This is a genomic window from Streptomyces sp. NPDC001002 (genome assembly GCF_053599215.1).
In genome coordinates this window covers 1-10,044 of the sequence record NZ_JBSFLV010000237.1, presented here as the reverse complement: position 1 = coordinate 10,044, position 10,044 = coordinate 1, and the positions used below count along the sequence as shown (strand labels likewise).

Here is a 10,044-nt window from a genome sequence, read left to right as displayed (position 1 = left end):
GGGCGGGGATCACATACGATCCCCGCCCCACAGCACTTTTGCGGCTCCTGCGCGGCGGGTAAGGTTAGGTTAGCCTCACCGATTGTCGGGATGGCGCGACTGATTTCGATCCCCGCCCGGGAGGTGACCCGCGTGTACGTCTGCAACTGCTTCGGTGTGACCGAGGCGCAGGTCGCGAAGCACGCGGAGGGCGGTGCCTGCACCCCCCGGCAGATAGCGTCGGCCTGCAAGGCGGGCACCGACTGCGGGTCGTGCGTACGTCGCATCCAGGCACTGCTGGGCCGGGGCGCCTGTCCGCGCCGCGAGCCGGCCGACCAGGTCGAGCCGATGCTCACCGGACTGGCCGCCACGGCACTGGCCGCGCAGGCCGAGCGGGCCGAACTGGAAGACGCCGCCTAGGACTTGTCCCAGGACCGGACAGGTCTCAGCTGGGCTGCTCGATCTGCTGCGCGATGTAGAGCGCCTCACCGAGCTGCTCGATCAGCTGGAGCTGGGTGTCGAGGTAGTCGATGTGGTGCTCCTCGTCCTCCAGGATGTCCTCGAAGATGTTCGCCGACGTGATGTCGCCCTTGGTGCGCATCACCTCGATCCCGCGCTTGAGGCGGTCGATCGCCTCGACCTCCACCTGCCGGTCCGCCTGGAACATCTCGGTGACCGTCTGACCGACCCGGACGTGGAACAGCCGCTGGTAGTTGGGCAGACCGTCGAGCATCAGGATGCGCTCGGTGATCTTGTCCGCGTGCTTCATCTCGTCGATGGATTCTTCACGCGTGTACTTGGCGAGCTTGGTCCAGCCGTTGTTGTCCTGGATGCGGTAGTGCAGCCAGTACTGGTTGATCGCGGTCAGCTCACCGGTGAGCTGCTCGTTCAGGAACTCGAGGACCTCGGGGTCGCCCTGCATCGCAGAGGCTCCTTCCAAAACAAGGGGAACTGGCGGGTTGCGCCGCATCCTTGCACCGCGCACGGAAGATCGTCCAGTAAGTCTTCACTTAGTAAGTAAGGGCATGCTTAGTCCGATTTCAGGCGGATTGAGGCGATGCTGGTCCGATGCACCGCCTCCGGTCTGTCAGGATGGAGGCATGGGTCAGTCGGTGCAGCGGGGAAGCGGTGAAGCGGCCCACTCCGAGCTACCACCGGGTCAGCGACTGCAACGCGGCTGGCCGGTCACCCACTACGGGCCCGTGCCCAAGTTCCGCCCCGAGCGCTGGGAGTTCCGGGTCTTCGGCGCCACCGCGGACAACGAGAAACACTGCTGGAACCACGAGGAGTTCTCCGCCCTGCCGTACGACACCGTCGTGGGCGACCTGCACTGCGTCACGAAGTTCAGCATGCTCGGCGCCGAGTGGGGCGGCATTCCCGCCCGGGCGATCCTGGAGATCGCCCCGCCCGCGCCGACGGTCACCCATGTGATGGTCTGGGCGGAGTACGGCTTCAGCTCCAACCTCCGCCTCGCGGACTTCGCCGCCGAGAGCACGATCTTCGCCACCCATAAGGACGGCGAGCTGCTGACCGCGGAGCACGGCTTCCCGCTGCGCCTGGTCGTCCCCCATCTGTACGCATGGAAGGGGCCCAAATGGGTCCGCGGGGTGGAGTACATGACCGCCGACCGCCGGGGCTTCTGGGAGGAGCGGGGCTACCACAACATCGGCGACCCGTGGCGGGAGCAGCGGTACTCCTACCAGGAGGAGCCGGAGGACGGCCCGGAGGTCTGACGCCCCGCGTCTTCCCCGTCCGTCAGTGGTGGTACTGGTGCACCACCGCGTGGCCCTTGCCCCGGCCGATCATCCACTTGTTGACCGGCACGGTGACCACGAAGGCGATCACCAGGGACAGCGCCAGCGAGACCCAGAACAGCGCGTCGGCCAGCTCCGCGTCCATCGCGTCCGGCCACAGCACGATCACGCCGTTGTCGATCAGCTCCATCACGGCGATGGACAGGGTGTCCGCGGCCAGCGCCACCCGGAACGCGGCCCGGAAGCCGAGGCCCGCCTTCAGCACTCCGCGCAGGGTGAGCGAGTAGCCGAAGAAGAACGCCAGGACGATCGCGAGGACGGTGGTCGGCAGGTTGCCCCAGCCGAAGGCCGTGCCGATGACCATGCCGAGCACCTCGCCGATGGCACAGCCGGTGAGGCAGTGGAGGGTGGCCTGGACGGCGGTCTGCCAACTGGCGCCGCCGGTCGGCTGGTGCTGATGAGCGTGTTCGTGCTGGTCATGGCCGTGGTGCTGGCCGTGGTGCTCGTCGTGGTGTGTGTGCGCTTCGTGATCCACGGGTGCCCCCAATGTCAGGTAGCGGTTCCTGCCTCACGCAGGAACCGTATACCCCCAGGGGGTATTCCCGACAGGCTGCGCCGGTTACGCGTCCCGGAGTTTCTTCAGCCGCTCCACGTCCGCCGCGTGCCCCTCCTTGCCGCCGGGCGTCTCGATGACCAGCGGGACGCCCTCGGTCGCGGGGTGGGTCATCAGCGCCCGGAACGGGTCCTCGCCGATGTGGCCGGAGCCGATGTTCTCGTGCCGGTCCTTGTGCGCGCCCACGACGTCCTTGGAGTCGTTGGCGTGGATGAGCTTGAGCCGGCCCTCGCCGACGGTGTCCACCAGCAGGTCGAGGGTCTGGTGCATGCCGGACGGGCCGGTCAGGTCGTGGCCGGCCGCGAAGATGTGGCAGGTGTCCAGGCAGACGCCCAGCTTCGGATGCGCGTCCAGCGCCTCGAAGTACGGCCCGAAGTCCCAGGTCCGCGAGCACAGCGAGAAACCCTGTCCGGCCGTCGACTCCAGCAGCAGGAACGGGTCGTCGTCGTGGGTGAGTTCGTCGAGCAGCGGCAGCATGTGCTCGCGCACCTGCCGCAGCGCCACGGACCGCTCCCGGCCGCCGGTCGCGCTGCCCGTGTGCACGACCACGCCGAGTGCCCCGATCTCCCGCCCGCGGCGCAGCGAGTGCCGCAGCGACTCCACCGACTTCTCGACCGTGGCCTCGGTGTGCGAGCCGAAGTTGATCAGATACGGGGCATGGACGTACGCCGGGATCGACTCGGCCGCGCAGGCCGCGCGGAACTCCTCGTCCTGGCGCGGATTGCCGTCCGGGGTGGCCCAGCCCCGCGGGTTGGCGACGAAGACCTGCACGGTCTCGGCCTTCAACTCACGGGCGTAGGACAGTCCTACGGAGTTCAGGCCACCGGCCACGGGCACGTGACCGCCGACGGGGTTGCGGGAGGGGAACGGGCTCTTCACCCGTCAAGGGTGTCATGCGGTACGACCCGTTCCGGCACCGCGTCCTGAGCCGGGCGGCCCTCGTCCCGCACCGGGCCGCCGGCGACGGTCAGCGGATCTCGATGGTGATCGTCGACCCCTTGGGCGCCGTCTCCCCGCCCTCCACGGACTGGCTCTTGACGGTGTCGCCGAACAGGCCGAGGAGGCCGCGGTCCTCGTCGACCTGGAAGCCGGCGTCCTCCAGAGCCTGCTTCGCGTCGTCGACGCTGTCGCCGGTGACGTCCGGGACCTCGACCTGCTCCGGGCCCTTGGACACGGTCAGTGTCACCGTGTCGCCCTCGCCGGCCTGACTGTCGGCCTCCGGGGTCTGCGCGGCGACCTGGCCCTTGTCGTACTCGGAGTTGACCTGCTCGGCGGCGACCTTGACCTTCAGGCCCGCGTCCTCCAGGTCGGCCTTCGCGTCCTCCAGGTCCTCGCCGGTGACGTCCGGGACGTCGACCGCACTGCCCTTGCTGACGGTCAGCGCGATCGCCGAGCCGGCGTGCCGCTTGGTGCCCTCCGCCGGGTCCGTGGAGATCACGAAGCCCTTGGGGACGTCGTCGTCGAACTCCCGGGTGACCATGCCCGGTTGGAGGCCGTCCGTCTTCAGCAGGGCCTTCGCCTTGGAGAGGACATAGCCCTTCAGCGCGGGGACCGGCACGATCTCCGGGCCGTCGGAGATGGTCAGGGTCACCGAGCCGTTGTCGCGGATCCGGGTGCCGGGCACGGGGTCCGTGCTGATGACCGTGCCCCGCTTCACCGTGTCGCTGTAGGCGTGCTTGACCGACCCGAGGTCCAGGCCGGCGTCGTCCAGCTGCCTGCTCGCCTGGGCCTGCGTCTTCGCCAGCACCGCCGGGACCTTGGTGAACTGGCCGGAGTTGATGTACCAGACGCCCGCGCCGACGCCGAGCACCAGCAGGATCGCCACGACGATCGCGAGCGGCCCGCGCCGGCCACCGCCGCCCGTGCGCCGCCGGGGCGGCAGGGGCGGGGGAGAGGCGAGCACGCTGGTGCGGTGCACGTCCCGCTGTTCGTCGTCCTCGTTGACCGGCAGCGGGCGCGGCACGGTCAGCGAGCGCGGGATGACGCTCGTACGGTCCTCGGCGATGTCCCGGTCCGCGGTGAGCGCCTGCGGGGGCATCGCGTCGAGCTGGTCCGGGCGGAGCGCGGCGCGTGTCTCGCGGGCGTGCGCGAGCAGCGCCACCGCGTCGTAGGGGCGCAGCTCGGGGGCGCGGGCGGTGGCCGTGGCGACCAGTTCGTCCAGCTCGTACGCCAGGCCCGGTACGACGGCCGAGGGCGGCGGGACGTCCTCGTGGATGTGCTTGTAGAGGACGGTGGCGGGGGAGTCGCCGTAGTGCGGGCGCTCGCCGGTCAGCATCTCGTACAGGACGACACCGCACGCGTACACGTCGACGCGGGGGTCGGCGGTGCCGTGCTCGATCTGCTCCGGCGCGAGGTAGGAGACCGTGCCCAGGACGGTCCCGGTGGTGTTGGTGACCGTGTCGACGGACCGGACCAGGCCGAAGTCGGCGACCTTGACCCGGCCGTCGTCCCCTATGAGTACGTTCTCCGGCTTCATGTCCCGGTGCACGAACCCCGCGCGGTGCGCGGCGCCGAGCGCGGCGAGCACCGGCTCCAGGATGTCCAGGGCGGCGCGCGGCTGCAGCGCCCCGCGCTCGCGCAGCACGTCACGCAGGGTGCAGCCGGCGACGTATTCCATGGCGAGATAGACGTACGACCCGTCGGCGCCCTGGTCGAAGACCTGCACCACGTTCGGGTGGGCCAGTCGGGCGACCGACTTCGCCTCGCGGATGAACCGGTCGACGAAGGTGACGTCGGCGGCGAGCGCGGGGTGCATCACCTTCAGCGCGAGCACGCGGTCGAGGCGGGTGTCCACGGCCCGGTAGACCGTGGCCATCCCGCCGACCGCGATCCGCGCGTCCACGCGGTAGCGCCCGTCGAGCACCTGCCCGACCAGAGGGTCCTGAAGGGTCGTATCCACGCAGGTGAGTGTACGAGCCGTGACTGACAGGCCTCTCGGTTCGGGCGATTTCGGGGCGTGACTGCAGCCGAGCTGTGACGGACGTCGCACCGAATTCCGGCCATGGTCGAACGCGCGTTCAGAACGCGGGCCGCTCCGGATCGAGCCGCGCAAGCCCCTCCGTGGGGGAGGACGCGTCCGCGAAATGCCGCCGGGGAATGCGCCCCGCGAGCCGGGCCAGCCGCCCCGCCTCCACCGCGTGCCGCATCGCCTCGGCCATCAGCTGCGGCTCCTGTGCCCGCGTCACCGCCGAGGCGAGCATCACACCCGCGCACCCCAGCTCCATCGCGAGCGCCGCGTCCGAGGCGGTGCCGGCGCCCGCGTCCAGGATCACCGGCACGCGCGCGTGCTCGACGATCAACTGGAAGTTGTGCGGGTTGCGGATGCCGAGCCCCGAGCCGATGGGCGAGCCGAGCGGCATGACCGCCGCGCAGCCGACGTCCTCCAGCTTGCGGGCGAGGACCGGGTCGTCGTTCGTGTAGGGCAGCACCGTGAAGCCGTCGTCGACCAGGGTCTCGGCCGCGTCCAGGAGCTCGATCGGGTCGGGCAGCAGGGTGCGCTCGTCGGCGATGACCTCAAGTTTGATCAGATCGGTGCCGAGCGCCTCGCGCGCGAGGCGGGCGGTGAGGACGGCCTCCCCGGCGGTGAAGCAGCCGGCCGTGTTGGGCAGCACCCGGATGCCGAGCCGGTCCAGGACGGACAGCACCGAGCCGTGTACCGAGGGGTCCACGCGGCGCATCGCAACCGTCGTCAGCTCCGTCCCGGAGGCCACCAGCGACCGCTCCAGGACGTCCAGGCTGGGGGCACCGCCGGTGCCCATGATCAGGCGGGAGGTGAAGGACGTACCGCCGATGACGAAGGGGTCGTCGGCCATGGGTCAGCCTCCTTGGACGGCGGTGAGGACCTCGACGCGGTCCCCGTCGGTGAGGGACGTCGAGGACCACTGCCCGCGCGGGACGACGGTTTCGTTCAGGGCGGCGGCCACTCCGGAGGGGGCCGGGGTGAGGGCGCGTACGACGGTGTCGAGGGCCGTGCCGGGGGCGAACTCCCGGGGCTCCCCGTTGACGGAGATGTTCATGCGGGCTGCTCCAGGAGCGCGAAACGCTTCGGGGTGAAGGGGCGGGCCTCGTCCGGGAGTTCACCGGTGGCGAGGGCGTGCGCCAGGGCGTCGCCGGTGACCGGGGTCAGCAGCACGCCGTTGCGGTAGTGCCCGGTGGCCAGCAGCAGCCCGGCGAGGGCGGTCGGGCCGAGCAGCGGGGCGTTGTCGGGGGAGCCGGGGCGCAGTCCCGCGCGGGTCTCCGTCAGCGGCAGCTCGGTGATGCCGGGGACCAGCTCGTGCGCGTCCCGCAGCAGCTCGTACACCCCGCCCGCGGTGACCGTGGTGTCCCAGCCCAGCTCCTCGCTGGTGGCGCCGACGACCAGCTCGCCGTTCTCGCGCGGCACGAGGTAGACCTGGCTGCCGCGGACCATCGCGCGGACGGTTCGGCTCAGGAAGGGCGCGTAGCGCTGCGGCACGGTGAGCCGCAGCACCTGGCCCTTCACCGGGCGTACCGGCGGCAGCACCTCGTCCGGCACCCCCGCGAGCCGCCCGCTGAGGCTGCCGGCGGCCAGCACGACCTGGTCCGCACCCAGGTCGGTGCCGTCCGCCGTGGTGACCCCGACGGCCCTGTCCCGTACGACATTGAGGCGCTCGGTCCAGGTGCGGTGGAAGGTCACGCCGGCCCGCTCGCAGGCGGTCACCAGCGCGCGTGCCAGGCGGCGGGGGTCGATCTGGTGGTCGCCGTCGACGCGGAGACCGCCGCGCACGCCCGGCGCGAGCATCGGCTCCAGGCGCCGGCAATCGCGCCCCGACAGCCACTCGGACTCCAGGCCCGACTGCCGTTGCAGGGCGTGCAGTTCGCGCAGGTGGGCGCGGTCGTCGGCGTCCAGCGCGACGGCGAGCGTGCCGCAGCGGCGGTAGCCGAGGTCGAGGCCGGTGAGGTCGGTCAGCTCGGCCGCGAAGTCGGGATAGCGGCGCGCCGAGGCGAGATTGAGCCCGAGCAGGGTCTGCTCGCCGTAGTGCAGTTCCGTGACGGCGGCCAGCATGCCGGCCGCCACCTGGGCGGCCCCGCCGCCCGGTTCGGGATCCACGACGGCCGTCGCGAAGCCGCGCTGCGCGGCCCGCCACGCCGTGACCAGGCCGATGATTCCGCCCCCGATGACGAGGACGTCTGACGTACGTGACGACATGGGCGTCCAGCCCCTCCCTTCGCCGGCATGACCCGGATCAGGTTCGTACGGTCGGAGGCCGCCAGCCTCCCTCTCAGCCCGGTGCGTCCGGACTCCCGCGAGTGCTTGTACGTTGGCCAGCCTAGCCCTTGATTCCGCGCCTCTGTAAGGGAGCCTTCCGCCATGGCCCGCTCGCTCGACGGCCTCGTCCTCGCCCCCGTCGCCGACCAGGACGCAGGTCAGGTGGGTACCCGCACCCGGTTCGCCTACCACGAGAAGGACGGCGAGATCTGGGCCGAGTACGCGGGCGGCGACGTCGTGCGCGGGCACCTCGTGGGCACTCGGTCAGGTGACCGGCTGGACTTCCGGTACGTGCAGTTGAGGACCGACGGGACGACGGCCTCGGGGCACTGCGTGTCTACGGTCGTGGAGTTGCCGGACGGGCGCGTGCGCCTCGACGAGACCTGGGAATGGGAGTCGGCGGCGGGCAGCGGGACGAGCGTTGTGGAGCAGGTCACCGAGCACGACGGCTGACTGACAATTTGTCAGGTGTCTATGGTGATCAGGTGAGCGAGCAGACGCGGGACGAGAGCACGTCACCGAAGCGGCGCGTGGTCGTCGTCGGCGCGGGCATGGCCGGGGTGCAGACCGCCGTGGCCCTGAGGGAACAGGGCTTCACCGGCACTGTCACCGTGCTCGGCGCCGAGCCCCATCAGCCCTACGACCGGCCGCCGCTGTCCAAGGCCGTCCTGCTGGGCAAGGCCGAGGGCTCCGCCTTCGACGTCGACTTCGAGGCGCTCGGCATCGAACTGCGGCTGGGCCGCGAGGTGTTGGCCGTCCGCCCGGCCGACCGCGCCCTGGACACCGAGGCGGGGCCGGTCCCGTACGACGTCCTGGTCCTGGCCACCGGCGCCGAACCGATCCGGCTGCCCGGCACCGAGGGCGTGCCCGGCGTGCATCTGCTGCGCACCCTGGACGACGCCGAGCGGCTGCGCCCGGTACTCGCCCGGCAGCACGACATCGTGGTCGTCGGCGCGGGCTGGATCGGCGCGGAGTTCGCCACCGCCGCGCGCGAGGCGGGCTGCGCGGTGACCGTCGTCGAGGCCGCCGACCGGCCGCTCGCGGGCGCGCTGCCCGCCGAGGTCGCGGGGCCGATGGCCGCCTGGTACGCCGACGCGGGCGTCACGCTGCGTACGCACGCACGCGTGGAGCGCGTCGAGCCCGGCGAGGTGGTCCTCTCCGACGGCTCCCGGCTGCCCGCGGGCGCGGTCGTGGTCGGCATCGGCGCCCGCCCCGCCACCGGCTGGCTCACCGGCTCAGGCATCGAACTCGGCGCCCACCGCGAGGTCCTCGCCGACGACCGCCTGCGCACCTCGACGCCGGACGTCTACGCGGTCGGTGACTGCGCGTCCTTCCCCTCGGGGCGGTACGGCGAGCGCCTGCTGGTCCACCACTGGGACAACGCCCTCCAGGGCCCGCGCACGGTCGCCGCGAACATCGTGGGCGAGGCGCCCGTGGTCTACGACCCCGTCCCGTACTTCTGGTCAGAGCAGTTCGGCCGCTTCGTCCAGTACGCCGGCCACCACCCGTCGGCCGACACGCTGCTGTGGCGCGGCGACCCGTCCGGACCCGCCTGGTCGGTGTGCTGGCTGCGCGAGAACCGCCTGGTCGCCCTGCTCGCGGTGGGCCGCCCGCGGGACCTGGCGCAGGGGCGGCGGCTGATCGAGGCGGGGGCGGTCATGAACCCGGAACTGCTCGCGGACCCGGCGCGCCCGCTGAAGGTGGCGGCGGTCTGAGGTGGCGGTGGTCAGAGGCGGCGGTGGTCGGGGCTGCGTCGGCGCGAGGGCTGGTCGGTCTGAGGCCGCGGCGGTCTTGAGCCGTGCCGCGGCAGTCGTACCAGTGGCTGAGGCTCAGGCTGACGACGACCGCTCCCGCCGCGTACGGTCTGAAGCCGCGGCGGTCCGAGGGCGGGTCGGTCTGAGGCCGCGTCGGCCTGAAGGCGTTAGGAAACCGCAGGTGGCGGGCGTCTGGCTTCCGACTGTCAGTCCGGGATGGCAGGCTTGTCGTCGTGACCGAGATTGACGCAAAGATCGATGCTCTCGTCCCCGCGTGGCTCACGCTCCCCGACATCGCCGAGCAGTTCGGCGTGGAGGTGACGCGTGTGCGGCAGCTGGTCAAGGACGGCCAGCTCATCGCCGTACGCCGTGGTGAGAACCGCGCGCTGCACGTCCCCGCCGCCTTCATCGACGGGGCCGAGCAGAAGGTCGTCAAGGGCCTGACCGGGACCCTGACGCTGCTGCGGGACGACGGCTTCACGGACGAAGAGATGCTGGAGTGGCTCTTCACGCCGGACCCGAGCCTGCCCGGCACCCCCGCACAGGCCCTCGCCGAGAACCGCGGTACGGAGGTGAAGCGCCGCGCCCAGGCGCTCGCCGTCTGACGGGCAGTACTGATCGACGGGCCGGGGCGGGCAAGGGGCCACGGCCGCGGCCGACCGTGGCCTCGGTGGGGGGGGGGGGGCGCGGGCGCCGGGCGGCGCGCGCCCCCCCCCG

Annotated in this window: 12 protein-coding genes and 1 riboswitch; of the genes, 5 read left to right on the top strand and 7 right to left on the bottom strand. The window is 71.7% G+C overall.

Going from position 1 to position 10,044, the window contains the following annotated elements; translation table 11 throughout:
• Positions 1-123: 123 nt before the first annotated feature.
• Positions 124-399: a (2Fe-2S)-binding protein gene (locus ACWDR3_RS45910; RefSeq protein WP_450358653.1), complete on the top strand. Its 276-nt coding sequence runs from the start codon at positions 124-126 to the stop codon at positions 397-399.
• A gap of 25 nt (positions 400-424) precedes the next feature.
• Here ACWDR3_RS45910 and bfr read toward each other — a convergent pair whose 3' ends face one another.
• Positions 425-901, bottom strand: coding sequence for a bacterioferritin (gene bfr, locus ACWDR3_RS45905; protein WP_019062355.1), 477 nt, complete (start codon positions 899-901; stop codon positions 425-427).
• A gap of 178 nt (positions 902-1,079) precedes the next feature.
• On the opposite strand from bfr, the gene ACWDR3_RS45900 reads away from it, so the two are divergent.
• The gene (locus ACWDR3_RS45900) at positions 1,080-1,712 is read left to right on the top strand and encodes a sulfite oxidase-like oxidoreductase (protein WP_450358651.1); all 633 of its coding nucleotides are present in this window, start codon (positions 1,080-1,082) and stop codon (positions 1,710-1,712) included.
• Between the two features lie 22 nt (positions 1,713-1,734).
• Here ACWDR3_RS45900 and ACWDR3_RS45895 read toward each other — a convergent pair whose 3' ends face one another.
• From ACWDR3_RS45895 to thiO, 6 genes are all read right to left on the bottom strand, one after another.
• Positions 1,735-2,268: a DUF4396 domain-containing protein gene (locus ACWDR3_RS45895; RefSeq protein ID WP_450358650.1), complete on the bottom strand. Its 534-nt coding sequence runs from the start codon at positions 2,266-2,268 to the stop codon at positions 1,735-1,737.
• Between the two features lie 84 nt (positions 2,269-2,352).
• On the bottom strand, positions 2,353-3,225 hold the full coding sequence (locus tag ACWDR3_RS45890) for a deoxyribonuclease IV (RefSeq protein WP_450358649.1): 873 nt from the start codon (positions 3,223-3,225) through the stop codon (positions 2,353-2,355).
• 88 nt (positions 3,226-3,313) lie between these two features.
• A complete protein-coding gene (gene pknB / locus ACWDR3_RS45885; protein ID WP_450358648.1) occupies positions 3,314-5,245 on the bottom strand; it encodes a Stk1 family PASTA domain-containing Ser/Thr kinase in 1,932 nt (643 codons plus the stop codon).
• A 118-nt stretch (positions 5,246-5,363) separates the two neighbouring features.
• A complete protein-coding gene (locus ACWDR3_RS45880) occupies positions 5,364-6,158 on the bottom strand; it encodes a thiazole synthase (protein WP_450358647.1) in 795 nt (264 codons plus the stop codon).
• Between the two features lie 3 nt (positions 6,159-6,161).
• Positions 6,162-6,362, bottom strand: coding sequence for a sulfur carrier protein ThiS (gene thiS, locus ACWDR3_RS45875; protein ID WP_450358646.1), 201 nt, complete (start codon positions 6,360-6,362; stop codon positions 6,162-6,164).
• A complete protein-coding gene (gene thiO, locus ACWDR3_RS45870) occupies positions 6,359-7,513 on the bottom strand; it encodes a glycine oxidase ThiO (protein WP_450358645.1) in 1,155 nt (384 codons plus the stop codon). Before thiO ends, thiS begins: the two co-directional genes overlap by 4 nt.
• Positions 7,511-7,622: riboswitch (TPP riboswitch) on the bottom strand. (Overlaps the previous gene by 3 nt.)
• 53 nt (positions 7,623-7,675) lie before the next feature.
• Here thiO and ACWDR3_RS45865 point away from each other — a divergent pair.
• The 3 genes from ACWDR3_RS45865 (at position 7,676) to ACWDR3_RS45855 (ending at position 9,932) form a co-directional block, all read left to right on the top strand.
• Positions 7,676-8,026 carry a hypothetical protein gene (locus tag ACWDR3_RS45865; protein ID WP_450358644.1) on the top strand — a complete coding sequence of 117 codons (351 nt, stop codon included), beginning with the start codon at positions 7,676-7,678 and terminating at the stop codon, positions 8,024-8,026.
• 77 nt (positions 8,027-8,103) lie between these two features.
• Positions 8,104-9,288: an NAD(P)/FAD-dependent oxidoreductase gene (locus ACWDR3_RS45860; protein ID WP_450358652.1), complete on the top strand. Its 1,185-nt coding sequence runs from the start codon at positions 8,104-8,106 to the stop codon at positions 9,286-9,288.
• Between the two features lie 272 nt (positions 9,289-9,560).
• Entirely contained in the window at positions 9,561-9,932 is a 372-nt protein-coding gene (locus ACWDR3_RS45855) for an Rv2175c family DNA-binding protein (RefSeq protein WP_450358643.1), read from the top strand.
• Positions 9,933-10,044 lie beyond the last annotated feature (112 nt).

Excerpts from the sequence above, each read along its gene's own strand:
- bfr (WP_019062355.1), bottom strand. The coding sequence starts at position 901 with ATGCAGGGCGACCCCGAGGTCCTCGAGTTCCTGAACGAGCAGCTCACC.
- ACWDR3_RS45900 (WP_450358651.1), top strand. The coding sequence starts at position 1,080 with ATGGGTCAGTCGGTGCAGCGGGGAAGCGGTGAAGCGGCCCACTCCGAG.
- ACWDR3_RS45880 (WP_450358647.1), bottom strand. The coding sequence starts at position 6,158 with ATGGCCGACGACCCCTTCGTCATCGGCGGTACGTCCTTCACCTCCCGC.
- thiS (WP_450358646.1), bottom strand. The coding sequence starts at position 6,362 with ATGAACATCTCCGTCAACGGGGAGCCCCGGGAGTTCGCCCCCGGCACG.
- thiO (WP_450358645.1), bottom strand. The coding sequence starts at position 7,513 with ATGTCGTCACGTACGTCAGACGTCCTCGTCATCGGGGGCGGAATCATC.
- ACWDR3_RS45865 (WP_450358644.1), top strand. The coding sequence starts at position 7,676 with ATGGCCCGCTCGCTCGACGGCCTCGTCCTCGCCCCCGTCGCCGACCAG.